This window comes from Streptomyces daghestanicus (assembly GCF_020521275.1).
Lineage (GTDB): Bacteria > Actinomycetota > Actinomycetes > Streptomycetales > Streptomycetaceae > Streptomyces > Streptomyces griseoviridis.
In genome coordinates this window covers 132,093-157,815 of record NZ_BNDX01000010.1, presented here as the reverse complement: position 1 = coordinate 157,815, position 25,723 = coordinate 132,093, and the positions used below count along the sequence as shown (strand labels likewise).

Genomic DNA, 25,723 nt, shown 5'->3' with positions numbered 1-25,723 from the left:
TCGAAAGGAAGGCGGGGAGCCGTTTCGTGTGAGCGGGGGCGGTCAGGAGCCGTCGCCGGTGGAGCGGCTGAAGAACTCGATCTCGGCGAGGGCCACCTGCTTCTTGTCGGAGATGGCGTACGACGTGTCGATGGTGAAGCGGACCGCGGTGACCTCGCCGACGCGGAAGGAGCGCTTCTGGGCGCCGGCGGCCTGGTCCAGGGTGAGGCTGCGGGTCTTGGTGGTGCCGTCCTTCATGGTGATCTTCGCGGTGACGCGGTGCGGCAGCGCCGACTCCTGGAGGTGCTCCGGGCGGCTGGAGGTGCCGGAGGTGATGAGGACGTCCAGCAGGCGGACCGGCTCGCTGAAGCGGGCCTCGACCCACTGGCCCTCGCCGGACTGGGTGACGCCCGGTCCCCACCAGGTGTTGCTGAGCTTGTCGAAGAGGAGTTCCGGCTTGTGGCCGGGGTACGAGCGGGACGCCTTGACCGAGTCCGGGGTGACCGGGGCGCGCTTGGCGAAGTGGTCGCGGGTGGCCTGGATGCCGTCCGGGATGTAGATGATGCCGAGGATCACCGCGGTCACGGCGATGGCGGCCCAGATCCAGGTGCCGATCCGGTCGAAGGTGCGGCGCAGCCGGGGGCGGTCGCCGGCCCAGGGGGTCTCCTGGGTGCCCCGGAAGAGGCGGCGCCACCAGGGGAGCGGCCGGGCGTCCGTGCGTTCGTCGCCGGCCAGCGGCATGGCGCAGCGGTTGCAGTAGTGGCGGTCGACGCGGTTGGGCGTGGCGCACCAGGGGCAGGGCGGGCCGTTCTCGCCGTCCTGGGGTCCCAGGGAGCGGACCTGGGGGCGGTCGGCCACGGGGCGGCCGGGCAGGACGGGGGCGACGGCGGGGTCCGCGGGGACGGTCCGGGCCTCGGGGTCGGCTACGGGGACGAGGAGGGAGCGGGCCCGGTGGGCCATGGTGTCGCTCATGTCGGGGGCCGGGGCCGGGGCGGGGGCCGGGTTCCGCGGCTGGGGTGCGGTGGGGGTCGGGGCGGTGGGGGTGGTGTCGTCGGGGCCGGCGGGGGGCTCCGGGGCGGGGGCAGGGCGGTCGCCGGGGGTGTCGCGGGTGGGGGCGGGCGCGGGTGCCGGGTCGGCGTCCGCGAAGGTGCCGTAGGAGTTCTGGGGGTCCTGTGCGGGGGTCTGCGCGGTCGCGGAGTCCCTGGCCCACTGGGGGGCGGGGGACTCGTCCTGGGCGCGGGCGGGGGCCGGGGCGGCCGTCGCCGCGGCGGGGGCGGCGGGGGTGCGGCCGGCGGGGGCGGCGGTGGTGGTGCGGCCGGCGGTGGACTCGGCGTTCGACGAGGCGGAGCGTGAGCGCGAGGAGTCCCAGCTCAGGACGGAGCCGCAGGCGTCGCAGAACGACTGGCCCGGTTCCGCGCGGGTGCCGCATTCCGCGCAGTTCTGCGTGGTCATCTCTCCGGAGTCCTTTCGGCGGCGGTCACCTGGACCGTGTAGGGCATGTGGGCGGGGCGGGCCGCCGCGACGAGGGCGTCCAGGCGGTGGGTGTCCGCCGGTGCCGGGTCGGGCAGGCGGACGGCGACGTGCAGGTGCGGGCGGCGGTCGCCGGGGACCGGGCCGAGCGGGCGGGCGCTCCAGTCGGCGCCGCCGCTCTCGGTGATCTCCGGTACGACGCCGAAGGCCAGCCGTACCGCTTCGGACAGGCCGCGCCGGGTGCCCCGGACCCGGTGCAGCGCGGCGGCGGCGGCGACGGTGGCGCGCAGCCGGTCCTCGGGTTCGGTGCCGTCGGTCTCGGCGCCGATCCAGTCGCCGAGCCAGCGGGTGAAGTCGGTGGGGGCGAGGGACGGCACGAAGTAGGCGTGCAGGCAGTCCAGGACGTTGAGGATCGGCGCGAGGGTGTCGTCGAGGCCCCCGACGAACCGCTGGGCGAGGTCGTCGTCGGCGAAGACGGCCGGGAGCATCAGGCCGATGGGGGCGGAGGAGCCGAGGCCGTCGATGGAGCCCCTCACCGGTCGTCCCCGATCACGCGGACCCGGTGGTCGAAGGAGAAGACCAGGGAGGGCGGGTCGAGGTCGATGCGGTCGGTGGCGTCGCCGCGCTTGCCGGTGAGCGGGTCGGCGGGGTGCAGGATGACCTCGTCGACGAGTTCGACGCCGGGGACGCGCTGGAGGACGGCGAAGATCTCGCCGGCCTGGACGGGGCGGCCGAAGGGCCAGCCCTTGCCGTCGGCGCCGCCGGTGAGCGGGTCGAGGTGGCGGTAGAGGGCGTCGTGGGCCTGGCGGCGGACCCGGTCGGTGTCGGCGGCGCGGAAGGCGTGCAGGGTGGCGACGACGGTGACGCCCTGGTAGTAGGGCGGGCCGACGGCGAGGCGGGTGCCGATGAGGCGGCGCTGGTCGAGGTAGCGGGTGATGCGTTCGAGCAGGGCGTCGCCGGGGACGAGTTGTTCGAAGCGGAGCCGGCCGCCGGGGTCGGGGACGGCCTGGGGGACGACCAGGACGCGGACGGCGTAGGCGCCGTGTTCGCTCTCCTCGCCCTCCAGGCAGGTGATGCGGGCGGTCTCGGGGGCGGCGCGGCGGGCGAGTTCCTCGTAGTCGCGCAGGGTCACGGCGCGTTCCTGGGCGCGCAGCGTGATAGGGGCGCGGACCTTGGCCTCCTCGACGGTCTCGCCGTCGACGCCGCCGCGGGCCGCCTCGCGGTTGGTGACCTCGCTGACGAAGGGGATGGAGGTGCGCAGGACGCGGACGGCGCCGCGGGCGACGTTGCCGGCCCGGCCGCCGCCGGTGCGGTAGCGGCGGGCGCGGAGCACGGCGCCCTTGGGGGCGACCATGCCGTACTGGCGCAGGCCGCCGTCGGGTTCGCGGACGGCGGGGCCGAAGGCTATCTCGCCGGTGGTGGGGTCGAGGGTGATGTGCCGGTCGTCGGGGCGGGAGCCCGCGAAGTGCGGTACGACCTCCCAATCCTGCCAGCCGTCGTGTTCGGCGCTCTGGAGGAGGACGGGCGGGGTGTCGCCGACGACGGGGGCGTGTTCGAGGCGCAGGCGCTGGCCGGGCAGGCCGGTGGACTCGCCGAGCGGTTCGTCGTAGACGGTCTCGGCGTGGATGGCGTGGGTGGTGCCGCCGATGGTGCAGGCCTCGGCGGACCGGACGGTCGGGGAGGTGGTGTAGAAGGGCTGGTCGGGGAGGGGCTCGGTGACGCGGCAGCGCAGCCAGCCGGCCTCGTGGCCGCCGGTGCGGGAGAGCACGTGGGTGCCGGGGACGTGCAGGATGACCTCGCCGGGGCGGTTGAGGCCGCCGGTGCCGTCGCGGTCGACCTCGCAGGGCTGCCAGCCGTCCTCGGTCCAGGCCTCCCAGACCAGGGGCGGCTGGCGGGGGTCGACGCCGACACCGTCGACGCGGCTGTCGAGTTCGAGGACGACGGCGCAGTGCGGGACGGCGGCGGTGAGGCCGAGGAGCATGCAGTCGCCGGGGCGTGGCGACTCGGCGAAGCAGAGGATGTCGGTGCCCTCGGCCAGGTCGTGGGTGCGGTCGGTGACGGCCTGGCCGCGCTGCTGGACGACGAGGTGGCGCAGGGCGCTGGGGACGATGCGCAGGTCGCGTTCGACGGCGAAGACGACGGCGTCCTCGTTCTCGGTGCGCAGGGTGGCGACCTCGGTGCCGACCGGCACGGAGACGGCCTCGTCCTGGGGTGCGGAGAGCCAGAAGGTGACGTCGGTGCGGGCGGCGGTCGGCGGGAAGAGGGTGATGCCGACCAGGTCGAGGAAGGCGAGGTGGTTCTTCTCCGGTACCCGGTTGAGCCGGTAGACGATCTGGTCGGCCATGTGCGCGACCGTCTCGACGAGGGTGACGCCGGGGTCGGAGACGTTGTGGTCGGTCCACTCCGGGGCGCGCTGCTGGATGTAGCGCTTGGCGTCGTCGACGAACTGCTGGAAGCGGCGGTCGTCGAGGTTGGGGGAGGGCAGGGGCATCAGAGGTCGCTTTCGGGGAGGGTGCCGGGCCCGTCGGACGGGGTGGACGTGCCCGGCTCCTCGTGGGACGGGATGACGTAGAACGGGAAGACGAGGCTGCGCGGGTTGTTGGTGCCGCGGATCGAGTAGCGCACGTCGATGAGGAGGGTGCTCTCCTCGGCGCCGACCGAGACCTCGACGTCCTGGACCTCGATGCGCGGCTCCCAGCGGTCGAGGCTGAGGTAGACCTCGTGCTGGATGCGGCCGGCGGTCTCCTCGTTGACGGGGGCGAAGACGAGGTCGTGGATGGCGCAGCCGAAGTCGGGTCGCATGGGCCGTTCGCCGGGCGCGGTCGACAGGACCAGCCGGATGGCCTCCTCGATCTCCTTCTCGCCGCTGACCAGGGCGATGCCGCCGGTCGGCCCGATGCGCAACGGGAACGACCAGCCCGATCCGACGAACTGCTCGGCCATCAGGGTGCCTCCTGCCTTCCTCGGGGACGGTTCATGACGCACCCGGCACGGGGATCGTGATGACCTTGAACGAGGGTGCCAGGACGGAGAAGCTCGCTCCGACGACCCTGGTGGAGGCGGAGTTGAGCTGGAGGGTGCCGCCGCCGGTGATGCTGGTGGCGCCGCCGCCGGTCAGGGTCGCGGCGCCGCCCGCCACCATGTTCAGGGCGCCTCCGGCGTTCACGCCGATCTGGCCGGCGCTGCGCATGTTGATCATGCTGCCGCCCTGGATGCTGATCGGGCCGCCGCTCTTGATGGTCAGGGAGCGTCCGGCGCTGAGCGACAGGCTGGTGCCGGCCTGGACGGAGACCGAGCGGCTGCCGGTGATCTTGACGGTGCCCTTGCTGTCGATGCTGATCTCGGTCTGGGCGCGGTCGAGGTTGATGGTCAGCTTGTCGTCGCCGGACTTGATGCGCACGCCCTGTTTGCGGGCGAGTTTGGCGCTGAGCAGGTCGACGCGGTTGCCGGTGCGGTCGGAGATGGTGTGCCGGCTGGCCTGGTTGCGGGCGCCGCTGTACAGCTGGACGTCGTTCTTGGTCTCCTTGTCGCGGCCGTTGTAGAGGCCGCCGATGACGAAGGGGTGGTCGAGGGCGCCGCGGTCGAAGGCGACGAGGACCTCGTCGCCGACGTCCATCGGGAAGAAGCCGCCGCCGCCCTTGCCGCCGAGCTGCACCGAGCGGGTCCAGTCGCTGACGTAGGTGTCGTCCAGCCACGGGAACTTGAGCTTGACCCGGCCCCGCTTGAGCGGGTCGGTGACGTCGGTGACGACGGCGTTGGCGACGCTGGGCAGTCTGGGCGCGGTCCCGGTGCCGCCGGAGGCCAGCCCGTACAGGGAGCGCCACTGGCGGCCGCTGACGGTGAGCGCGGACTCGTAGTGCTGGCCGTCGCCGAAGCTGTGGCGGACGGAGGTGACGGTGTACTTGCCCTCGAAGGGCGGGCCGGTCTCGGCGAGGGCCACCGGGACGCCGGGGCGGAGCTTGGGGTTGCCGCGGACGGCGACCTCCAGTTCGGCGAAGGCGGAGGTGACGTCGTCGGCGAGGGCGTTCGCGGCGTACTTGACCTCGGCCTGCTTGTCGTAGGGCGTGGCGGTCTCCACGAGTTTGGCCGGTTTGAAGAAGCGGGCCGCGCCGCCGGGGGTGGTGCCGATGTCGAAGCCGGGGTTGGTGATGGCGGGGGCGGTGGCGACGATCTCCTTGGCGAGGTTGACGTCCCAGCCGCGGGACTCGACCTTGGCGACCTGGTCGGAGGCGGTGACGGCGGTGCGCAGCCGGAGGATGTCGTGCCGGGCCTGGAGCACGAACGGGGTCTTGTCGGGGTCGGTCTGCGGGGAGGGCGCGCCGGAGGACGGTGTGGGCGAGACGAAGTTGAACTTGCCCTTGGCGTCCAGGGACATCACCATCTCGTTCTCGTCGGCGAGCCGGGCGATGAAGTCCCAGTCGGTGACGTTGCCCTGGCTGATGAACTCGTAGGGCGTCTTCGTGGACTCGATGCGGCCGACCGGTACGCCGTTGAGGCCGACCAGTTTGCGGACGATCGAGGAGGCGGTCTGGTTGGTGTACGCGGCCACCCGGCGCTGGCGCAGCAGGCGGTGGCCGAGGTCGTAGCCGCGGATCACGGTGAAGGAGCCGGTGCCGTCGTAGTCGGCCTCCAGGGCGGTGACCTCGCCGGTCAGCAGCGGGTCGGAGATGCCCTTGCCGTTGGCGACGGGCGTCAGGACCACCTTGGTGCCGAAGGTGACGCCGAGCCGCTTCAGGAGGGTCCGGTTGGGGTCGCGGAAGGTCAGGCGGAAGGCGGCGGGGACGCCGACGCCCTGGTCGACCCAGCCCTCGACGAGCAGCGGGGCGATCGTCTTGCGCAGCTCCATGCCGTTGATCTTGACCTGGATGATGTTGGAGTACGACAGCGGCGGCATCAGCGACGCACCTCCTCGGTGGCGGGCAGGAGGAGGTCGGTGCCGGTGGGCAGGTGCGCCGGGTTGTCGATCTCGTTGGCCTCGGCGATCGCGCGCCAGGCGGAGGCGTCGCCGTACTCCTGCCAGGCCAGCGACTGGAGGGAGTCGCCGGCGACGACGCGGTGCACGCGCTGCGCGGTGAGCGCGCCGGAGGTGGGGTTCTGGCCCTCGGTGGCGTGCGGCAGCTCGTGCAGCTGGAGCTGGCAGGTGGCGCGGATCGGGACGCCGGACGTGCCGAACAGGGTGTAGGAGGCCTGGACGGAGCTGACGTAGGCGGCGAACCGGGCCGTGGAGAAGGAACCCCACTGGAAGATCACCCAGGGCGGTGAGGGCTTCTTGGTGGCCAGGCTCTTGGTCGTCGTCACACAGCAGTCCAGCAGGGAGTCGACCTGCTTGAGGACCTTGTTGCTGCTGGGCTCGTCCGAGGAGTCCAGGAAGATCTCCACGGCCATCTCGCGGGGCACCTGGCCCATGAACTCGGGCACGGGTCCGTTCCGCGTCATCGCCGAGTCCGAGTCCTTCCAGTGGGCGCGGCGGGACAGAGTCAGCTGCGCCGGGTTGAACTGGAAGGAGAAGTTCTTGATGAGGGCGCCCGGCGAGGTGCTGTCACCGGTGGGCGGCTCGTGGATGGCGAGGGTGGCGTGGACCAGGCTCTTGCCTGCGCCGCTGCTCTTGGCCATGGGGTGTGCCGCTCCTTTCGTTCCGCTGGCTCTGATGGTCCGGTGGTTCCGGTGGATTCGGGGGTTCCGGCGGACCCAGTGGGCCCGGGGTTCCGGTGGGCCTGCTGGTCCGGTGGTTCCGGTGGTCGCGCTCAGTCGGTGAAGCCGTGGTGGGCGATCTCCAGCACCTCGGTGGCGACGGCCGAGCCCCCGGGGTCGAAGGACGGTCCCTGCCAGCTCACCGGCAGGACCTCCAGCAGCCCCCAGCGGGCGACCTCCGAACCGTCCGCGCGCCGGGCCACGATGGTGCCGGTGGGGCGCTTGATGCCGGTCTGCACGGAGGAGATCCACTTGGCGACCTTCGTGGTGTCCGGGGTGAGCGGACGGGTCAGCCGGACGTTGGAGAAGGTGATGCGGGTGGGCAGCTGCCACACGAAGCCGTTGTTGCCGCCTTCCTGGCGCTGCTCGACCTCCACCTGCGACGACAGGCCCTCGCACCCGTTCCAGTAACCGAGGCTCTGGCCGTCGATCGAGAGGGAGAACCAGATGGTGGAACCCGGGTCCTGGCGGGAGGGCATCGAAGGCCGCCTTTCTGTCGGAGCGGTCGGAGGTGCGGGGGCTGCGGGTGCGGTCGGGACGGTCGGACCGGCCGGGCGGGCCGGAGGTCAGCGGCGGTCGTCGCGGAGTCTGCCGATCCGTTCGCGGTCCATCCGTAGCTCGGTGCGGACCAGGCGGGTGATGCGGCCGATGAGCCGGTGCACCAGTTCGTCGAGCTGGGCGTCGGTCAGCTCCTTCGGGTTCCAGGCGCCGGCCGCCGTCGGGGCGGGCGCGGGCGGCGGTTCCCGCCGGGCCGGAGCGGAGACCGCCGCCGAGGTGTGCCCGAGCGGGGGCGTCTCGCTGTACGGCGGTGGCGCGTCCTGCGCCGCGGCGCTCCGGTGCGGCTGGAGCGGGCTCAGCGTGGCGGAGACGGTGGCCGCCGCCGCGGCGGCGAGCGCACCGACCGCCGACCGCCGCGGGGTGCGCTGTACGGCGGTCCCCGCCGAGCCCTGCGGGAGCGACGGGGGCGTCGCCGGGCGGGGCGGGGCGAGGGCGGCCACCGGGAGGGCCGTGAGGGGGGCGGCCGGGGAGCCGGCCGGGGCCGCCGGCGCGGGCGTGCGCAGGGGTACGGCGGTGGGGGCGCCCTCGGCGGTGCGGCGCTGGACGGCCGGGGGGCTGCCCGGCCCGGCGGCGGAGAAGGCCGGCGGGAAGGGCGCCGGGGACGCGGTGGAGGGCGGGGGCGTGAGGCCGCCCAGGACGGGGAGGGCGGGGACCGCCGCCCCGGTGCCGGCGGGGGCGTCCGGTGCGGTGGCGCGCTGGACGGGGACCACGAGGGGGGCCGGGGCGGCCGGGCGCGCGGTGTCCCGGCGGGGGGTGACGACGGGGGGCACGGAAGCCGGGGCCGAGGCGCGCTGGACGGGGGTGCCGGGGCGGGCCGGCGCGGGCGCGGCGGCTTCGGCGCGCTGCACGGGGGCCACGACGGGGAGCGGGGCGGTGTGCCGGGCCGGGGGGCCGTCGGGGGCCGACGCCCGCTGGGTCCGGGCGGGGCCCTGGGCCGGTGGCGCCGGGGCGGAGGCGGGCTGGGTCCGGGGGCCGATCGCGGTGGCGGGGGTGGCGCGCTGGACGCGGGGGGCGTCGGGGACCGTGGCGCGCTGGACGCGGGGGCCGGCCGGCGCGGGGGGCGGCACGTCCTGGGTCGGGGGCGCGCCGGGGGTGGACGCCGTGGCGTGCGGGGCCGCCTCCGGGGAGGAGGGGGTCCGGGGTACGGCGGGCGCCGGCGGGTCACCGGGGGAGGTGCGGCTCGGCCCCGGTGTCCCGCCGGGGGAAGTACGGCTCGGCTCGGAGGCGGCCGGGGCGGAGGCGAGGGGAAGCCGCTGGACGGCCGGCGAGGCCGTGTCCGCCGGGGCCGGGACGGCCGGGACGGCCGGGACCGCCGGGAGCGGGGCGCCGAGACCCGGGCGGCGGGCCGGACGCGGCACGTCGGTGGCCCGCTGCACCGGCGGACGCCCGGCGCCCGCCTCGGCGGCGGACCGCCGTACCGGGGCCGGGTCCGGCGAGGAGGCGGACGCGGACGGGGCGCCGGTACGCGGGAGGGCGCGCTGCACGGCCGGTGCGGGGGTGGTGTCCGAGGTGGTGGCGGGCCGGCCGCCCGGGTGCCGCGCCGGGCCGGGGGCGGGCGCCGTACGGGGGCGTTCGACCGGGAGGGCGGCGGGCGACGCGCCGGGGCCCGGGGCGTCCGGGGCGAGGCGCTGGACGGGCGGGGCGGAGGGGCCGGACGTGCCGGACGGACCGGGCGGACTGGGCGGGGTGGAGGGGCCGGACGTGCCGGACGGACCGGACGGGGTGGAGGGGCCGGACGGCGGCGACGCCGGCCGGGTCGTCGGGGCCGGAGTGGACGTGGGGCCGCTCGGGGTGGCCGGGCTGTGGCGTTGGACGGCAGGGGTGGCTTCCGGGGTGGCGGAAGCGGGTGCGGCGGGGGCCGGCCGCGCCGCGTCGGAGGCGGGACCGGGACGTGGGGGTTGCGTGGACCGGCGCCGGACCGGGACAGGCGTGGGGGGCGCGGTGGACGGGCCCGGTTGCCCGGGGGCGGTCGTGCGGGGCTGGACGGCGGGCGGCGCGGGCGTGCCCGGCTGTGCGGGGCTGGCCGCCGTGCGCTGGACCGGGGGCGGCGTGGCGGGCGCGGCGGGCGCGTCCGGTCGGGCCGGGTCGGTCGTGCGGGGCGGGACCGCCGGCGGGGTGGCGCCGGGGGCGTCCGGGGCGCTCGGGGTCGGCTGCGCGGGGCCGGTGGTCCGGTGCTGGACCGGGGGCGGGGTGGTGCCGAGGGGCTTCGTGTCGCGGGCGCCGGTGGCCCGGCGCTGGACCGGCGGGGGCGCGGCGGGCGTGGCGGGCGCGTCCGGTCGGGCCGGGTCGGTCGTGCGGGGCCGGACCGCCGGCGGGGTGGCGCCGGGGGCGGCCGGGTCCTGCGGGGCCCGCTGCACGGGTGCGGTCGCCGTGCGCTGGACCGGGGGAGGCGTGGCGGACGTGCCCGGCCGCGCGGGGTCGGCCGTGCCGGGCCGCACCGGCGGCGTGCCGCCGGAGGGGGCCGGGTCGTGCGGGGCCGTCCCGCGCCGGACCGTGGACGGGGTGCTGCCGGAGGTGGCGGCCGGGTCCTGCGGGGCCGGCCGGGCGGTGGCCCGGCGCTGGACCGGCGGGGGCGTGCCGGGCGCGGCGGGCGCGTCCGGTCGGGCCGGGTCGGTCGTGCGGGGCCGGACCACCGGCGGTGTGCCGCCGGGGGCGGCCGACCCGGGCGCGGCGGAGTCACGTACGGCGGAGTCACCCGCTGCCGAGTCGCGCCCGGCCGGGGGACCGGCGTCCGCGGTCCGGGCGTCCGTGGCCCGTCGCTGCACCGCGGGCGGCGTGGCACCGCCGGCGGCGCTCGGCGGCGTGGCGCCGCTCGTGACCCCCGACGGCGTGGCGCCACCCGGTGCCGTGCTGCCACTCGGAGCCGTGCTGCCATCCGGTGCCGTGCTGCGGCCCGGCGCCGCGCCGCCCGGCGGCGTCGCCCCGTTCGTCGTGTCCGGCGCGGGGGACGGCGGGGCCGTCCGGCGCCGGACCGCGGGCGCGGCGGCGGCCCGCTGGACGGGGGCCGTACCGGCGGCCGGGGACGTCGCGGGGGCCGTCCGGGCACCGGGGCGCGCGGCCGGCGGGGCGGCGGGCGCCTCCGTACGGCGTGGTGCCGGGGCGGTGTCGCCGGCGCGGGAGACCGCCCGCTGGAGGGGCAGGGGGCCGGTGGGCGCGGTGGGCGCGGGGGAGGCGGGTGAACCGCCGCCCCTGCTGTCCCCGCCGTCGCCGCCGTCCCCGCCGTCCCGGTTCGCCGGCCGGGCCGCCGCGGTGGCCGGCGCCACGCCCTGGGGCGCGGACTCCCGTCGCGCCGCGGGCAGGGACCTGCGCTGGACGGCCGGGGCGGCGACCGGCGCGGTGAGCAGGGGCCGGGTCCGGGCCGCCGGCGCCGCCGGCGCGGGGGTCACCCGGACGCCGCGCTGCGGTGCCGGAGCCGGTGCCGGCGGCAGGACGGGAGACGCCGGGACGGCGGGCACGGCCGCCCGCTGCACGGCGGGGCGCGACCGCGGGGCCCGGTCCGCCGGGGACGGCGACGACGCCCCCGGTACCCCCTGCTCGGTGGCGTCCGGCGGGTCCGCCGGGAGGGCCCGCAGAGGCACCACCGGCGTGCGCTGCACCCCCGTACCGGGAGCCGCGGTGGCCCGGGGCAGGGCCCGCGCGGGCCGCTCCAGGCCGGTCACCGGGCCGGCGGTGGGAGCGGCCGGCGCCGAGGGCAGCAGCCGCTGCGGTGAGGGGTCCAGGACACCGAGGGACGGCGTCCGGGCGAACGACGGGTTCTGCCAGGTGGGCAGCCGCCCGCCGAAGCCGCGGTCGGCGACCCCGGAGGGTCCGGCCGCGGTCCGCTGGATCGGCGGCAGCCCCGGCCACCCGGCCGCCCGGGGCGCCGGCGCCGCCTCGGCCGCCGGAGCCGACGCGGGCCCGGGAGCCGACGCGGGCCCGGGGGCCGACGCGGGCCCGGGTGCGGCGGGCACCGGTGCGGGCGCCGCCGCCGGACCCGTCGCCGGTGTCACGGCCGGGTCGGCGGGGCGCTCGCCCCGGCCGCGCAGACGGTCCAGGAACCCCACAGATCAGTCCTCCGCCTCGGACCGCGTCACGAAGGACGCGATCTGTTCCGTGTACCGGCGGCGGTCGTGGTGCTCCAGGTCCAGGATCGCCTCCAGGCTCCAGTGGAAGTGGTAGGCGACGTACGCGATCTCCTCGTGCAGCCGGTCGGTCGCGTACGTCACGATTCCCCCAGGCGGCTCCCGCCGAGTTCCACCTCGAAGGGCTCGGAGCAGTGCGGGCATTCCACCGCCGCCCGGGTGTGGCCCTCGGCGTTGATCTGGCGGTAGAAGTCCTGGAGGAACGCCAGATCCGAGGCGAACATGTTCTCCACGATGCCGTCGTGCACCATCGGCAGCGTGCCCAGCTGGGTGATGACCCGGCCGAGCAGGACGACCGACAGGTACGCCGGGTTCTCCTGGACGCGGACGTCGCGCAGCGGCACGAGTTCGTCCCGCGCCGTCGACAGCCGCATCACACCCTCGCGGTGCACCGTGCCGCTGTCGTCCACGTACCCGCGGGGCAGTTCGAAGGGGAACTCGGTGCGCAGTGTCTGCCGCGGGGCCACGTCCGCCGGCGGGGCGGCGGCGGGAGCCGGAGAGGTGAACTCCGCTCCCGCCGCCGCGGACCGGTCGGCCGCGGGCGCCTCGGCAACCCTGCTCGCACTGGGCGCACCGACAGCCGAACGACGCATTACTCGACGACCAGTTCTTCGAACACGATGGTCACGGTCTCGGTGAGCGGAGAGGTGTCACCCGCCTTCAGGGTGCCCATCACGATCTTGCTGCACCAGGCGTTGCGCAGGTTCCAGCGCTTGACCGGGTTGTCCTCGTAGTCCATCACGATGATCGTGGCGTTCTTGCGGGCGGTCGCCATCCGGCCGTTGAGCGAGTCGTTGATCCACTGGGTGAACGCCGCCGACTGGCTCGCGCCGCGCTCGACGTTGACCTGGCCGTCCTTGGCCACGCCCGGCATCAGGGTGACGTTGTTGCGGCCGGTGGCGCCCTGGTTCTGCTGGTACTTGATGACGTCCTGCTCGACCTGGAGGCCGCTGACCGAGTTGAGGTACTCGACCATCACACCGTCGATCTGGAGACCGAAATTCGGTGCGACGAGTACGTCTTCTGCTTTGGGGAGAGCCATGAGTTCGCTGTCCTTCTAGGAGGTGGGGGAGGGAGCAGGGGGACCGGGTCCGCCTACTCCTCCAGCTCGCCGCTGCCGCTGGAGAACTGCGCCAGCCGGAAGATCACGAATTCGGCGGGCTTGACCGGCGCGATGCCGATCTCGCAGATGACCCGGCCGAGGTCGACGGACTCCGGCGGGTTGGTCTCCTCGTTGCACTTGACGTAGAAGGCCTGCTCGGGGCTCTGGCCGAACAGGGCGCCGTTGCGCCACTCGTTGACGAGGAACGCCGAGACGTTGCGCCGGATGCGCGCCCAGAGGTTGTGGTCGTTCGGCTCGAAGACCACCCACTGGGTGCCGATCAGGATCGACTCCTCCAGGTAGTTGAAGTACCGGCGGATGTTCAGGTAGCGCCACGCCGGGTCGGAGGAGAGGGTGCGGGCGCCCCAGACGCGGATGCCGCGGCCCGGGAAGGAACGGATGCAGTTGACGCCGATCGGGTTGAGCAGGTCCTGCTCGCCGCGGGTGATCTGCAGCTCCAGGTCGATGGCGCCGCGGACGACCTCGTTGGCGGGGGCCTTGTGGACGCCGCGCTCGAAGTCGTTGCGGGCCCAGATGCCGGCCATGTGACCGCTCGGCGGGACCAGGCGGGCCTGTCCGGTGGCCGGGTCGAAGGACTTGATCCAGGGGTAGTACAGGGCGGCGTACTTGGAGTCGTAGCCGGCCGTCTCCTGCCGCCACACGCGGATCTGACGGGCGTTCAGGCCCGGCGGCGGGTCGATGATGGCGACGCGGTCGCCCATCAGCTCGCAGTGGGCGATCAGGCCGAGCTGGACGGCCTTCATGGCCTCGTGGTCGATGGCGCCGTTCTGGTAGGCGGCCATCAGGTCGGGCACGGCCACCATGGAGATCTCGTCGATCGCCTCCAGACCGCCGAAGCCGGTGCGGTCGGAGCTGTCGCCGAGGTACTGGGCGGGGCCGGGCTGGGCGACCTCGTCGGGCGCCTGCTCGACGGGGGCGGCCGGGGCGGGCGGCGCGGCCAGGGTCACCGTCTGGTTCTCCGGGCGGGCGAGCTGCGCGGCCGGCGCGGCCTCGGTGACGGTGATGAGCTTGGAGCGCTCCTTCACCTGGGTGACGACGTAGGAGCGGTTGCCCTTCTTGGCGCTCACGTCGAACGTCTCGACCGGCTTCTCGCCGTCCTTGACGATCAGCTTGAAGCGCTCGGCGGGGCCCTCGCCCTCGGGGTCGGCGACCTCGACGGTGAGCGGGCCGTGCTGGCCGGCCGTGGTCGCCGTCACGGCGAACGTGCCGAGCTGCTTGGGCTCGGCGGCGGGCAGCGCGGCCGGGGCCGAACCGCCGGTCACGGCGGCCTGGTTCGCACCGCCGCCGGTGCCGTTGATGCCGTCGGGGGAGCCGCCGACGCGGACGACGTACGCGGCCGAGCCGCCGTTGTTGAAGAAGCCGTAGACGGAGTGCGCGAGGTAGTACCCGTCGGTGAAGTCACCGAAGGCCGCGACGTACTGCGTCCAGTTGGTCACCAGCGTCGGCTCGTTGAGGGGCCCGGTCGGCGCGAGCCCGACGAAGGCCGCCACCGAGGTGCCCACCCCCTCGATGGGGCGCGAGCCGCTGGCCACCTCCTCGACGTAGACGCCGGGCGACAGGTAGGACGGCATGCTCTGCTCTCCTCGGGGTACGAGACAGGACGCCCCTCAGCGTCACGCGCGCGTTGCCCCCGTCGAAACGGCCGCCGGTGCCGGACCGGGGGCATGCCTGTTGCCCCGGGCTGTGCCCGATGGGGCAGAATCCCTGTCTTTGCCTCCTGGCAGGCAACCGTTTCCCCTCCGGCATCGTGTACCGGACAGCGGTTCGCCAAACACGCGGACGGCAACTGTTCGACGACGGGTCGGGGTTCGCCGCCGGCGCCCTGCCCCGGGGACTGCCCCCGAGGCCGTTGTGCCGGGGGGCCCGGACGGGTAGACCTGCGGGGGAGAGTCGTCACGTGCCGGACCCAGCAGCTGCCGAGGAGCGTTGTGCGCGCACACGGAACACAGGCCGCCCACCAGGCCGGTGAGCAGAGCACGGCCGGTCGCCCCGGCGCCCCGGGCGGCCCCGCGGGCCGGATGCTGGCCCTGCAGCGGCTGGCCGGGAACTCGGCGGTGTCCCGGGCCGTCCAGCGGGCCCGGCACGAGCACGGCCCCGGCTGCGGGCACGGCGAGCCCGAGGCGGCCGGCGTGCAGCGCCGCATGGCCCCGTCGGCGCCGGCCCTCGAGGAGCCCCGGGTGTCGGTGGACGACGCGATCAACACGTCCGGCAAGCCGCTGCCCCCGCACATCCAGGAGCGGGCGGAGCAGGCGTACGGCATGAGCTTCGGACACGTCCGGCTGCACGACAACGCGGTGGCGCAGCGGTCGGCGGAGAACCTCCAGGCGATCGCCTACACCACCGGCTCGCACATCGTCGCCCAGCGCTCGGCCCTGGACGACGCGACGCTGTTCCACGAGGCGCACCACGTCTGGCAGCAGTCCCAGGGCAAGGTGGCCGGCCACGACAACGGGCACGGCGAGTCCGTCTCCGACCCGAACCATCACGAGGAGGTCGAGGCGGCGGAGGTCGGCGCGCGCATGGCGCGGGGCGAGATCTGACGTCCCGTCCGATCCGCCCCGAACGCTGCCCTTTCGGGCAGCCGACTCTGCCCCGGCTCCTTCGACAGGCCGTGAGCCCCTCTCTACTGTCGTCGCGTGAGCCTCTGGACCTCCCTCGAGCCCGCGTCCGCCACCGTGGACCCCGGCAGCAGTACGCGCGTACGGCTGCGGGTCCGCAACACGGGTGACGTCGTCGATGAGTACCGTTTCGAGCCGGTCGGTGATCTGGCGCCGTGGACGGTGGTGGAGCCGGCGACGATCCGGTTGTATCCGGGTACGACGGGGACGGTGGAGCTGACGTTCTCTCCGCCGCGTACGCCGGATGCGACGGCGGGGCCGAATCCGTATGCGGTGCGGATCACGCCGACGGAGCATCCGGACGCGGTGACGGTTCCGGAGGGGAACCTGACGATCACGCCGTTCTCCGAGGTGCGGGCCGAGTTGGTGCCGGTGACGGTGAAGGGTGTGTTCCGGGGGAAGCCGCGGCTGGCGGTGGACAATCTGGGCAATACGAAGGTGACGGCGTCGGTCAGCGGCAGTGATCAGGGTGATCATCTGTCGTACGACCTGCATCCGGCGAGTGTGCAGATCGAGCCGGGGCGCGCGGTGTTCGTGAAGGGGACGTTGCGTCCGCAGCGGGTCACCTGGTTCGGGTCGAAGGAGGACCGGCCGTACAGTCTGGTCCTTCAGCGGACCGGGGTCGAACCCCTGGAGGTGCCGGGGACGTTCGTGCAGCGCGGGTTCCTGCCGCGCTGGCTGGCGACCTTCCTGAGCGTGTTCCTCGCGCTGGCGATCGCCTTCGTCATGATCTGGATCGCGTACAAGCCGCAGGTCCGCACCTCCGCCACCGAGAAGGTCGACGAAGCCGGGGTCGCCCTGGCCCCGAGTCCCAGCGAGACGCAGGACCTGGCGGCGCCGAGCGTGCCGGCCGAGACCCCGGAGGCGCAGGCCCAGCCGTCGGCCGAGGAGTCCGCGGACTCCGGCGGCGGCGGCGGAGGCGGCGGCGGAGGCGCGTCACCGAGTCCGACGAAGAAGAAGGCCGAGAGCGTGGTGCCCGCGCAGAACATCATGCTGCGCAACACCACCAGCGACATGTGCGCCGAACTCCCCGGGCGCGACAAGGGCGAGGCCGACGGCCCGGTGCAGCAGGCCGTGTGCGCCCCGGGCGACCAGGACAACCAGATGTGGAACCTGGAGGTGAAGTACGCCAAGGGCGGCCCCGGCGGTACGGCCCTCTTCCAGATCCGCAACACCAAGGACCAGTTCTGCATGGACCTGCCGGACCACGGGGCCGCCGCGGTCGGCACGCCGGTCACCGAGTTCACCTGCGACAGCACCACCACCACCGACAATCAGCTCTGGTGGGCCGACAAGCAGGAGAGCGGCGACTACTGGATCCGCAACTTCGCCAGCAACCACAAGTGCCTCGCCGTGGAGGGCGACGGCGGCGGCGCCCTCTTCTCCAAGCTGAACCTCTCCGACTGCAGCAACGTCGGTGACGAGGAGTGGAAGATCATCAAGCCCACCCAGGAGTGACCCGCGTGATCCGCCGCCGCGCGCGCGGCCTCCCCGGCGGACTGATCGGGCAGCCGGGTCTGCCCGGCTGCACCTGATGTACGGCGGGACGCTCCCGTACCGTCGTCACGTGAGTCTGTGGACCTCCCTAGAGCCCGCGTCCGCCACCGTCGATCCCGGCAGCAGCACACGGGTGCGGCTGCGGGTCCGCAACACCGGCGATGTCGTCGATGAGTACCGTTTCGAGCCGGTCGGTGATCTGGCGCCGTGGACGGTGGTGGAGCCGGCGACGATCCGGTTGTATCCGGGTACGACGGGGACGGTGGAGCTGACGTTCTCTCCGCCGCGTACGCCGGATGCGACGGCGGGGCCGAATCCGTATGCGGTGCGGATCACGCCGACGGAGCATCCGGACGCGGTGACGGTTCCGGAGGGGAACCTGACGATCACGCCGTTCTCCGAGGTGCGGGCCGAGTTGGTGCCGGTGACGGTGAAGGGTGTGTTCCGGGGGAAGCCGCGGCTGGCGGTGGACAATCTGGGCAATACGAAGGTGACGGCGTCGGTCAGCGGCAGTGATCAGGGTGATCATCTGTCGTACGACCTGCATCCGGCGAGTGTGCAGATCGAGCCGGGGCGCGCGGTGTTCGTGAAGGGGACGTTGCGTCCGCAGCGGGTCACCTGGTTCGGGTCGAAGGAGGACCGGCCGTACAGTCTGGTCCTTCAGCGGACCGGGGTCGAACCCCTGGAGGTGCCGGGGACGTTCGTGCAGCGCGGGTTCCTGCCGCGCTGGCTGGCGACCTTCCTGAGCGTGTTCCTCGCGCTGGCGATCGCCTTCGTCATGATCTGGATCGCGTACAAGCCGCAGGTCCGCACCTCCGCCACCGAGAAGGTCGAGGAGGCGGGCACCGTGCTGGCCCCGAGCCCGAGCGCCCCCGGGGAACCGGCCGCCCCCAGCGTGCCGGCCGCGACCCCGGAGGCGGAGCAGCCGGTGGCCGGGGAGTCGGCGGACCCGGGCGGCGGCGGCGGTGGTGGCGGGGGCGCGTCACCGAGCCCGGCGAAGAAGAAGCCCCAGGACGTCGTGCCCGCGCAGGACGTCATGCTGTTCAACCCGGCCACCGGCATGTGCGCCGACATCCCCGGACGGGAGAAGGGGCAGCTCGACGGCCCGGTGCAGCAGGACAACTGCCATGAGACCGGCGACAACCAGCGCTGGAACCTGGAGGTCAAGGACGCCAGGCTGGGGCCCGGCGGCGCGAAGCTCTTCCAGATCCGCAACGTCACCGACCAGTTCTGCATGGACCTGCCGTACAACGGGGCCGCCGGGGTCGGCACGCCGGTCACCGAGTTCACCTGCGACGGCACCACCGGCGACAACCAGCTGTGGTGGGCCGACAAGCAGGAGAGCGGCGACTACTGGATCCGCAACTACGCCAGCAACCACCTGTGCCTCCAGGTGCACGACCTGATCAAGAAGGTCTCCGGCCAGAAGCTGACGATCCACAACTGCAGCAACGTGGACGATCAGGAGTGGAAGATCGTCCACCCGACGGCGCGGTAGGTCACCACGACCCCTCGCCCGGCACCAGCCGCCCCGCCTTGCGGTACTCCCGGCGGGCGCCCTCCAGCAGGTCGGCGCCCGTCACCGGCGACCCCCGCCCGGCGGCCAGGTAGGCGGCGGTGACCACGGCGCTGCGGATCGAACCGCCCGCCAGCTCGAACTCCTTGGCCAGCGGCGCCGGATCGATGCCGTCCTCGGCCGGTACGTGCTTCAGACCGTGCCGCCACAGCGCGAGCCGCTGCTCGGGGTCGGGGAACGGGAAGTCCACCACCAGGTCGAGCCGGCGGGTGAACGCCTCGTCGATGTTGGCCCGCAGGTTGGTGGTGAGCAGCGCGATCCCGTCGAACGCCTCCAGACGCTGGAGCAGGTAGGCGCTCTCCATGTTGGCGTACTTGTCGTGCGCGTCCTTGACCTCGCCGCGCTTGCCGAACACGGCGTCCGCCTCGTCGAACAGCAGCACCGCGTCGGTCCGGTCGGCCTCGGAGAAGATCCGCTCCAGGTTCTTCTCGGTCTCGCCGACGTACTTGTCCACGATCGAGGAGAGCTGGACGACGTAGAGGTCCAGGCCCAGGTCGGCGGCGACCACCTCCGCCGACAGCGTCTTGCCGGTGCCGGACTCGCCGGCGAACAGGCCGAGGACGCCCCGGCCGCGGCCCCCGCCGGCGCTGAGCCGCCAGTCGCCGAGGACCTGGTCGCGGTGGCGGGCGCGCAGCGCCAGCTCGCGCAGCTGCGTCAAGGGACCTTCGGGCAGCACCAGGTCCCCCCAGTCCACGTCCGGGCGGATGCGCCGGGCGTGCCGCTCCAGCCCCGAGGCGGACTGCTGGCGGGCGGCGAGCCGCAGATGGGCGGCGCCGACCGGGGTGCCGTCGAAGGCCGCGAGCGCGTGCGCGGCGCGGGCGGCGCGCAGCATCCGCTCCCCGCCCAGGTGGTAGGGGGCGACCGTCGCCGTCAGGTCGAGGTCGTCGGCCAGGCCCGTGCCGAGCGCCGCCGACCAGGCGTCCACCGCCCCGGTGCGCCGCGCGGGCGCCTCCAGGACCAGCGGGTCGTCCTCGCACCACTGCGGGTCGTACGGCCCCGGCGAGGTCACCAGCACCGGTACGTCACCGGCGGCGGTCAGCGCCCCCATCAACGCCTCCGGCTTCTCCGGCAGTCCCGTGACGACGATCGCCCGGCCGGTCAGCCGGGCCTCGCGCAGCACGTCCGGGACGCGCTCCTCGGCGCCGGTGAAGTGCAGCGCGGCGACGTCCGCGGCGTGCAGGGCGGCCGTCACACAGGCCAGGCCGTCGCCCTCGCGGCGCTCGCGGACGTACGCGGTCAGCGGCCCGGCGGCGAGCAGCGCGGCCAGCCGGCGCGCGAACCGGACGTCGGCCGCCGCCTCGGCGCCGTCCCCGCCCTCGCCCCCGCCCTCGTACGACGTGACGGGCGCCGCCAGCGGGCGGACGTGCCCGGCGAGGGCCGCGTCCGGGGTGTCGTCGCCCAGCAGATGCGCGGCGACCCGGTCGGGGACGCGCAGCGAACGGCTGAGGAAGGGGCGTTCGGGTTCTTCCACGGCCAGCAGTCCGAGCGCGGTCAGCGGCGCCGACGGGTGGAAGCGGGCACGGGCCGCCGTGTCGTGCTCCGGCGTCCCGCACAGGTCCAGGGCGAGGGCCACGGTGGCGCGGCGGCGGCTGACGTCGTCGTTGAGGTAGCCGTAGAGCGGCTCGAAGGAGCGGTCCAGGTCGGGCGCGAGGGCGACCAGCAGCACGGCCGCGTCGAGGTCGGTGAGCCGGAGCCGGGCGGCGAGCGCGGCCAGCGGGTCACCGGGGGCGGCAGCCGGAGCGGCGGTCGGCGGGGCCGGCTCGAAGCCGGGGCCGGGCTCGGAACCGGACGCCGGGCCGGGACCGGGCGGGCGGTGCAGGAGGTGGCGGACGGCGTCCTCGGACAGGTACAGGCCGCGCAGCGGGTCGTCCGCGGTGGGATCGGCCGCCGCGCGGTGCTCGACCAGGACGGCGACCCGCTCCCGCAGCCGGGCCAGGCGGTCCAGGAGGGCGGCGGGGGCGGCGGGGTCGTTCATCGCTGTTCGTCGTCCTGTTCCGTGGTCCTGCCCGGGCGCCGCGCGCGTTTGGCCATGGCCACCTGCCGGGGCCGGTGGGCCCGTTCGTCGCGGACCCGTTCGGTGCGGTCCGGCCATTCCACGTCCTGGCCGGCCGGCACCCCGTCGTACGCCCGGACCCGCACGGCGGCGCCCTCGGTGACCGGCGGGCCGGCGTCGTACTCGCGGAACGCCGGGAAGGGCGCGGTGACCACGACGTCCAGGGACGGCTTCAGCTCGCCGCCGAGCGCGGACCAGATCTCCGCCAGGGAGCGGGCCTCCGTGTGGTGCCCGGCCATCACCACGTGCACGGACAGGCCGAGTTCACCCAGCGAGCCGGGCAAGGTGTGCGGGGGCAGCCACTCGTTCGTCAGCAGCGTGCCCATCACCGCGGACAGCAGCCGGTGTTCGTCGCGCGGCTGCTTGGTCCAGGCGGTCACCAGGTAGGCGAGCCGGAACCAGCGCACCGGCTGGCGGCGCTTCACGACGATGCCCTGCTCGTCCTGGACGGCGATCTGGCCGCGGGCCCGGCGGGAGAGTTCCTCGCGGATGTCGTACAAGTAGGCGTTGATCCCCGGCCCGTTGCGCCGGGCGGCCCAGTCGCGGGTCGGGGCGTCGAAGGAGACGTCGATGCCGGAACCGGCCAGCGATCCACTGTTGAGCAGGTCCTTGAGGACCTCGTCCACCTCGTGGATCACCGTCGTGCTCCCGCCTCACCCGCTCGTCGTACCGCTCGCCTCACCGCTGTGGCCGCCGCAGACGATGGTGCCCGCCGGCCCCCCGGCCCCGCACGCACCACGGGGACGGGTACCGGGCAGCGATGCTGCCCGGGAGTCCGCTTTCGATTGCCCGTTCGGTCAGATGTAGCCTTCCCTGAGGGCATAGGCCACGGCGTGCGCCCGGTTGCGCAGGTGCAGACGCGTCGTCAGGCCGTGCATCACGTTCTTGACCGTGCGTTCGGAGTAGGACAACTTGCTGGCGATCTCCCCGGTGTCGAGTCCCTCGGCCACCAGCCGCAGGACGTCGACCTCACGTGCCGCGAGCCCGAGGGACGGGGAGCCGGGCCGGCCCGCCGCCCCCCGGTGCAGCGTGCCCACCTGGTTGATGAGCCGGCCGAGCAGATCCGAGGGCAGATCGCCGTCACCCCTGGAGGCGGCCAGCACTGCCTGGACGAGCCGGTGGTCGGTGGCCTCCCGGCGCCAGACGATGGCGCCGACACCGCACTCGATGACGTCGAGGAGTTCGTTCTCGCGGATCGTGCCGACGACGAGCACCGCGCGGGCGCCCTCGCTGCGCACGAGACGGCGCAGCCGGGTCAGCCCGGCGTCGTCGAGGGCGTCCTCGATCAGCAGGGCGACCGTGCCGGGGCCGGTCTCCTCGCGCAGCTCGATCTCCGGATGCCGGCGCAGCTGGCTGATCGCGCCCTCGCGGCTGATCGGGTCCGGGGCGGTGACCGACACGGGTGTCCTGCGTCCGGGTCCGGCCGCGCGGCCGGTGTCTGTGGTCCGGGGTGAGTTGAGCAACCGTTTCCCCCCTGTTCACGAGTCCGCCGTCCGGTGAGGGGCGGAGGCGGATGGACGTGTTCCACACTTCTGGGACTCCCGTGACAGACGCAATCGTGGAGCACCACGAAGTGGACCACGAGACCAGCCCCTGTACCCCCGCAGTCACCGCGGTAAACAGTCATCGTCGCAGGTCAGAAGGTGTACGTGAAGGAACGGGCAGTCGTCCTGCGGGCGGGCGGGCGCCGTGGTGAGCCTCGCCACAGCGGCGCCGTCGCCGGGCAACCCGCACCGCTCCGCCCCGTCCTACAGGCCGAGGCGCACCGTCCACCAGGGGAGGCAGGCATGATCCGACCGCTGAGCGAACGCGACGACGCGCACGCGCTGATCGCGCGGGAGACCGAACGCGTCCGCGCCGGGTCCGGCCGCCTCGTCCTGCTGCGCGGCGCCACCGGCACCGGCCGCACCGCCGTGCTGGAGGCCGCCGCCGAACACGCCGAGGCCCGCGGCCTGAGGGTGCTGCGCGTGCACTGCTCCCCGCACGACAGCGCCGTCCCCTTCTCCGCGGTCCGGGCCTGTCTGAGCCGGGCACCGGAGTTCGCCGACCCGGCACCCGCCGCCGACGGCACCGACGAGCGCGACACCGCGGCCCGGCTGTGGCGGCTGCTGCGCTCGTACGCCGCCGAGTCGCCGGTGATGGTCACCGTGGACGACGTCCACCTGGCGGACTCCGCGTCCCGGCGCTGGCTGGTCGAGGCGGCCCGCCGGGTCGGCCGCTTACCGGTGCTGCTGGTCGTCACCGAACGCAGCCAGTACGACGTCGAACCGGGGCCCCCGGGGCTCACCCACGCCCTGCCGCCCTCCCTGGTCCGTACCCACACCCTCGCCCCCCTCGGCGACGACGCGGCGGCGGCGCTGCTGCGCGACGCCCTGCCCGCGGCCGGCGCCGCGTGGACGGAGGCGTGCGTACGGGCGGGCGCGGGCAGCCCGCTGCTGCTGCGCGCCCTCCTGGACGACCTGGGCGGCACCCCGCCCCGGCACCAGCCGCAGCCCGTGCCGGACACCTGCGCCGCGCTGTACCCGGGCGCCTACCCGGCCGCCGTCTCCTGGTGGCTGGAGAACGCCGGCCCGGCCACCGCCGAGGTAGCCCGCGCCCTGGCCACGCTGGAACAGGCCTGGCCGACGGGGGCCTCCGGCGGGACCGGCGGCCCTCGCGCGCCCGGCGCGGCGGGGTGGGGCGCCACCACCACCCCGTCCGGCGCCGGCACCCCGTCCGGCACCGGCACCGGCACCGGCATCCTGACCGGCACCGGCACCGGCACCCTGAACGGCGCCGGCACCCCGTCCGGTGCCGGAATCGGCACCACCGCCCTGACCGGCACCGACGCCGGCACTGGCATCGGAGCCGGAGCCGGAGCCGGAGCCGGAGTCGGCACCGGCACGGGGCTCGGCACGGGGCTCGGCACGGGCCTCGGTACCGACGGCATCGACCCCGCCGCCGTCATCGCCGAGGCCACCGGCACCGACCCGGCCCGGGTCACCGGCTGGCTCACCGCGATGACCCGGCTCGGCCTGCTCCGCCCCGACGCGGCCGGACAGCCCCGCTACGCCCACCCGTTGCTGCGCGACGCGGTCCTCACCGGCTGGCCCACCGAGCGGCGGGAACGCGCCCACCGGCGGGCGGCCGAGGCGATGCTGCACCGCGGCGGCCGGGTCGAGGCGGTCGCCCGGCACCTGGTGCGCACCCCGGCCGTCGGCCTGCCCTGGGCGCTGCGCGTGCTGCGCGACGCGGTGACCGTCGCCGTCGACGAGTCCCGGCCCGGGGACGCCGTCGCCTACCTGCGCCGGGCCCTGGACGAGCCGCTGCCGGACGACCTCCGGCAGCGGATGCTGACCGAACTGGGCTCCCTGGAGTACGTCGCCGACGACGCCCCCTCCGCCATCGCCCGCCTCGGTGAGGCCCTGCACCTGCCGGCCACCCCCCGCGACCGGGTCCGCACCGCCCTGGCGCTGAGCACCGCCCTGGCCGGCCGCGGCGAGGTCGGCACCGCCGTGGGCGTACTGCGGCGCACCGAGGCCCACCTGACCGGCGACCCGGGCCTGACCCGTACCGTACGGACCGCCGCCGTGCTGCTCGCCGACCACGACCAGGCGCAACGCCAGGAGGCGTACCGCCGGCTGGGCGAGACCGCCGCCCGCACCCCGGAACTGGTCGGCACCGCAGGGCAGGCCCTGCTGGTCCGCTTCGAGGCGACGGCCGGGCTGATCCCGGCCGAGCAGGCGATGACCCGCGTACGGGCGCTGCTGGCCGAGCCCGGTGATCCGCTCTCCGAGCCGTTCCTGCTGGGCACGGCCGCCGCGGTCGCCCAGTGGGCCGACCGGCTCGACGAGGCCGAACGGCTGGTGGAGCGGGGCCTGGCCGGGCAGCACCTGACCTCGCTGCACCCGATGCGGCACGCGCTGCTCAACACCCGGGCCGACATCGCCGCCGCCCGCGGCGACCACAGGGTGCTCCTCGCCCACCTCACCGACGCGGGCGTCCGGCGCACCCCGTGGGCGCGCAGCGCGCCCTTCAACACCGACGCCCACGCCCTGCTGGCGCTGGTGCACACCGGCCGGCTGGAGGAGGCGCGGCGCTTCGCCGCCGGCTTCGACCTGCGGCAGGCCCCCGACTCCTGGGAACTGAACCGGTTCCTGTACGCGCGGGGCGCGCTGCGGGCCGCCACCGGTGACCCGGCGGGCGCGCTCCACGACTTCCTGGAGTGCGGGCGCCGGCAGTCGGCCCGCGAGGTGCTCAGCCCGGTCGTCACGCCCTGGCGCACGGCGGTCGCCGAGTGCCGGCTGGCGCTGGGCGCCACCGAGGAGGCGCTCGTGCTGGCCGAGGAGGAACTGCGGCTGGCCCGGGTGTGGAACACGCCCCGCGTGGTGGGGCGGGCGCTGCGCGTGCTGGGCACGGCGACCGGCGGCCGGCGCGGCCTGGACCTCACCGAGGAGGCGGTGCGGGTGCTGCGCGAGGCGCCGGCCGGCACCGACCTGGAACTGATCGAGGCCCTCATCGCCCGGGGCCGCCAGCTCATCGACGCCGGGGAACGCGCCCGCGCCCGGGACTGTCTGCGGGAGGCCGCCGAACGCGCCGAGCACCGGGGCGCGGTACGGCTGCGCTGCCTGGCCCGGCAGGCCCTGCACGAGGGCGGTGCCCGCCGCGTCGGCACGGCCCGCACCGGCAGCGACGCGCTGACCGGCAGCGAACGCCGCATCGCCGAACTGGCGGCGGACGGCCGGACCAACGCGGAGATAGCCGACCTCCTCCACCTGGCCCGCCGCACCGTGGAGACCCACCTGACCAGCGCCTACCGCAAACTGCACATCCGCCGCCGAGGAGAACTCCCCACAGCCCTCCACCCCAGCCCCCGCGACTGACCCCGCCTCACCAGGGGGAACCCCACGTTCTGAAAGACCGGGGAACCGCGCACCCGGCCACACCCGACCCGCACTCACGCCCCCACCAGGGGCGCGGGGAACCGCGCACCCAGCCCCAACCCCACCCGCACCGGCCCCCAGCCCACCCCTCACGGTGCCCCCCGCCACCCAGCCA

19 protein-coding genes are annotated in these 25,723 nt (G+C 75.1%); 4 read left to right on the top strand and 15 right to left on the bottom strand.

The genetic code is table 11. The features are described 5' to 3' along the window. Positions 1-42: 42 nt before the first annotated feature. The 12 genes from Sdagh_RS19665 to Sdagh_RS19610 all read right to left on the bottom strand — a co-directional run bounded on the left by Sdagh_RS19665 (position 43) and on the right by Sdagh_RS19610 (position 14,513). Complete coding sequence (locus Sdagh_RS19665; RefSeq protein WP_189421880.1) at positions 43-1,431, bottom strand: NADase-type glycan-binding domain-containing protein; 1,389 nt, start codon at positions 1,429-1,431, stop codon at positions 43-45. Next, complete coding sequence (locus tag Sdagh_RS19660) at positions 1,428-1,985, bottom strand: phage tail protein (protein WP_189421881.1); 558 nt, start codon at positions 1,983-1,985, stop codon at positions 1,428-1,430. The genes Sdagh_RS19665 and Sdagh_RS19660 overlap by 4 nt, the downstream gene beginning before the upstream one ends. Continuing rightward, on the bottom strand, positions 1,982-3,940 hold the full coding sequence (locus Sdagh_RS19655; RefSeq protein WP_189421882.1) for a putative baseplate assembly protein: 1,959 nt from the start codon (positions 3,938-3,940) through the stop codon (positions 1,982-1,984). Before Sdagh_RS19655 ends, Sdagh_RS19660 begins: the two co-directional genes overlap by 4 nt. Continuing rightward, positions 3,940-4,392, bottom strand: a complete 453-nt coding sequence (locus Sdagh_RS19650; protein WP_189421883.1) for a GPW/gp25 family protein — start codon at positions 4,390-4,392, stop codon at positions 3,940-3,942. Before Sdagh_RS19650 ends, Sdagh_RS19655 begins: the two co-directional genes overlap by 1 nt. Before the next feature lie 31 nt (positions 4,393-4,423). After that, a complete protein-coding gene (locus Sdagh_RS19645; protein ID WP_189421884.1) occupies positions 4,424-6,343 on the bottom strand; it encodes a VgrG-related protein in 1,920 nt (639 codons plus the stop codon). Then, on the bottom strand, positions 6,343-7,062 hold the full coding sequence (locus tag Sdagh_RS19640) for a CIS tube protein (RefSeq protein ID WP_189421885.1): 720 nt from the start codon (positions 7,060-7,062) through the stop codon (positions 6,343-6,345). The genes Sdagh_RS19645 and Sdagh_RS19640 overlap by 1 nt, the downstream gene beginning before the upstream one ends. Positions 7,063-7,193: 131 nt before the next feature. Beyond that, entirely contained in the window at positions 7,194-7,619 is a 426-nt protein-coding gene (locus tag Sdagh_RS19635) for a phage tail protein (RefSeq protein ID WP_189421886.1), read from the bottom strand. A gap of 87 nt (positions 7,620-7,706) precedes the next feature. Then, positions 7,707-11,741 (bottom strand): hypothetical protein, encoded by a 4,035-nt coding sequence (locus tag Sdagh_RS19630; protein WP_190078039.1) that lies wholly within the window; start codon positions 11,739-11,741, stop codon positions 7,707-7,709. Positions 11,742-11,744: 3 nt separating this feature from the next. Next, positions 11,745-11,903, bottom strand: coding sequence for a DUF6760 family protein (locus Sdagh_RS19625; protein ID WP_189421888.1), 159 nt, complete (start codon positions 11,901-11,903; stop codon positions 11,745-11,747). Further along, entirely contained in the window at positions 11,900-12,412 is a 513-nt protein-coding gene (locus Sdagh_RS19620) for a hypothetical protein (protein WP_189421889.1), read from the bottom strand. Before Sdagh_RS19620 ends, Sdagh_RS19625 begins: the two co-directional genes overlap by 4 nt. Beyond that, positions 12,412-12,861: a phage tail protein gene (locus tag Sdagh_RS19615; RefSeq protein ID WP_189421890.1), complete on the bottom strand. Its 450-nt coding sequence runs from the start codon at positions 12,859-12,861 to the stop codon at positions 12,412-12,414. Before Sdagh_RS19615 ends, Sdagh_RS19620 begins: the two co-directional genes overlap by 1 nt. A gap of 53 nt (positions 12,862-12,914) precedes the next feature. Then, positions 12,915-14,513 (bottom strand): phage tail sheath subtilisin-like domain-containing protein, encoded by a 1,599-nt coding sequence (locus Sdagh_RS19610; protein ID WP_190011607.1) that lies wholly within the window; start codon positions 14,511-14,513, stop codon positions 12,915-12,917. A 357-nt stretch (positions 14,514-14,870) separates the two neighbouring features. Here Sdagh_RS19610 and Sdagh_RS19605 point away from each other — a divergent pair, with 357 nt between their 5' ends. The 3 genes from Sdagh_RS19605 (at position 14,871) to Sdagh_RS19595 (ending at position 18,555) form a co-directional block, all read left to right on the top strand. Then, complete coding sequence (locus tag Sdagh_RS19605; RefSeq protein WP_226535463.1) at positions 14,871-15,482, top strand: eCIS core domain-containing protein; 612 nt, start codon at positions 14,871-14,873, stop codon at positions 15,480-15,482. Positions 15,483-15,578: 96 nt separating this feature from the next. Continuing rightward, positions 15,579-17,018: an RICIN domain-containing protein gene (locus Sdagh_RS19600; RefSeq protein ID WP_226535461.1), complete on the top strand. Its 1,440-nt coding sequence runs from the start codon at positions 15,579-15,581 to the stop codon at positions 17,016-17,018. A gap of 109 nt (positions 17,019-17,127) precedes the next feature. Further along, positions 17,128-18,555 (top strand): RICIN domain-containing protein, encoded by a 1,428-nt coding sequence (locus tag Sdagh_RS19595; RefSeq protein ID WP_226535459.1) that lies wholly within the window; start codon positions 17,128-17,130, stop codon positions 18,553-18,555. Position 18,556: 1 nt separating this feature from the next. Here the strand turns inward: Sdagh_RS19595 and Sdagh_RS19590 are convergent, their stop codons facing one another. From Sdagh_RS19590 to Sdagh_RS19580, 3 genes are all read right to left on the bottom strand, one after another. Next, a complete protein-coding gene (locus Sdagh_RS19590; protein ID WP_190076675.1) occupies positions 18,557-20,608 on the bottom strand; it encodes an ATP-binding protein in 2,052 nt (683 codons plus the stop codon). After that, positions 20,605-21,324 carry a Pvc16 family protein gene (locus Sdagh_RS19585; RefSeq protein ID WP_189414411.1) on the bottom strand — a complete coding sequence of 240 codons (720 nt, stop codon included), beginning with the start codon at positions 21,322-21,324 and terminating at the stop codon, positions 20,605-20,607. Before Sdagh_RS19585 ends, Sdagh_RS19590 begins: the two co-directional genes overlap by 4 nt. Before the next feature lie 159 nt (positions 21,325-21,483). Then, on the bottom strand, positions 21,484-22,149 hold the full coding sequence (locus tag Sdagh_RS19580; RefSeq protein ID WP_189414412.1) for a helix-turn-helix transcriptional regulator: 666 nt from the start codon (positions 22,147-22,149) through the stop codon (positions 21,484-21,486). A 324-nt stretch (positions 22,150-22,473) separates the two neighbouring features. Between Sdagh_RS19580 and Sdagh_RS19575 the strand changes: the two genes are divergently transcribed. Beyond that, the gene (locus Sdagh_RS19575; protein WP_190076660.1) at positions 22,474-25,548 is read left to right on the top strand and encodes a helix-turn-helix transcriptional regulator; all 3,075 of its coding nucleotides are present in this window, start codon (positions 22,474-22,476) and stop codon (positions 25,546-25,548) included. Positions 25,549-25,723 lie beyond the last annotated feature (175 nt).

Excerpts from the sequence above, each read along its gene's own strand:
- Sdagh_RS19665 (WP_189421880.1), bottom strand. The coding sequence starts at position 1,431 with ATGACCACGCAGAACTGCGCGGAATGCGGCACCCGCGCGGAACCGGGC.
- Sdagh_RS19655 (WP_189421882.1), bottom strand. The coding sequence starts at position 3,940 with ATGCCCCTGCCCTCCCCCAACCTCGACGACCGCCGCTTCCAGCAGTTC.
- Sdagh_RS19650 (WP_189421883.1), bottom strand. The coding sequence starts at position 4,392 with ATGGCCGAGCAGTTCGTCGGATCGGGCTGGTCGTTCCCGTTGCGCATC.
- Sdagh_RS19645 (WP_189421884.1), bottom strand. The coding sequence starts at position 6,343 with ATGCCGCCGCTGTCGTACTCCAACATCATCCAGGTCAAGATCAACGGC.
- Sdagh_RS19640 (WP_189421885.1), bottom strand. The coding sequence starts at position 7,062 with ATGGCCAAGAGCAGCGGCGCAGGCAAGAGCCTGGTCCACGCCACCCTC.
- Sdagh_RS19635 (WP_189421886.1), bottom strand. The coding sequence starts at position 7,619 with ATGCCCTCCCGCCAGGACCCGGGTTCCACCATCTGGTTCTCCCTCTCG.
- Sdagh_RS19620 (WP_189421889.1), bottom strand. The coding sequence starts at position 12,412 with ATGCGTCGTTCGGCTGTCGGTGCGCCCAGTGCGAGCAGGGTTGCCGAG.
- Sdagh_RS19615 (WP_189421890.1), bottom strand. The coding sequence starts at position 12,861 with ATGGCTCTCCCCAAAGCAGAAGACGTACTCGTCGCACCGAATTTCGGT.
- Sdagh_RS19610 (WP_190011607.1), bottom strand. The coding sequence starts at position 14,513 with ATGCCGTCCTACCTGTCGCCCGGCGTCTACGTCGAGGAGGTGGCCAGC.
- Sdagh_RS19590 (WP_190076675.1), bottom strand. The coding sequence starts at position 20,608 with ATGAACGACCCCGCCGCCCCCGCCGCCCTCCTGGACCGCCTGGCCCGG.
- Sdagh_RS19575 (WP_190076660.1), top strand. The coding sequence starts at position 22,474 with ATGATCCGACCGCTGAGCGAACGCGACGACGCGCACGCGCTGATCGCG.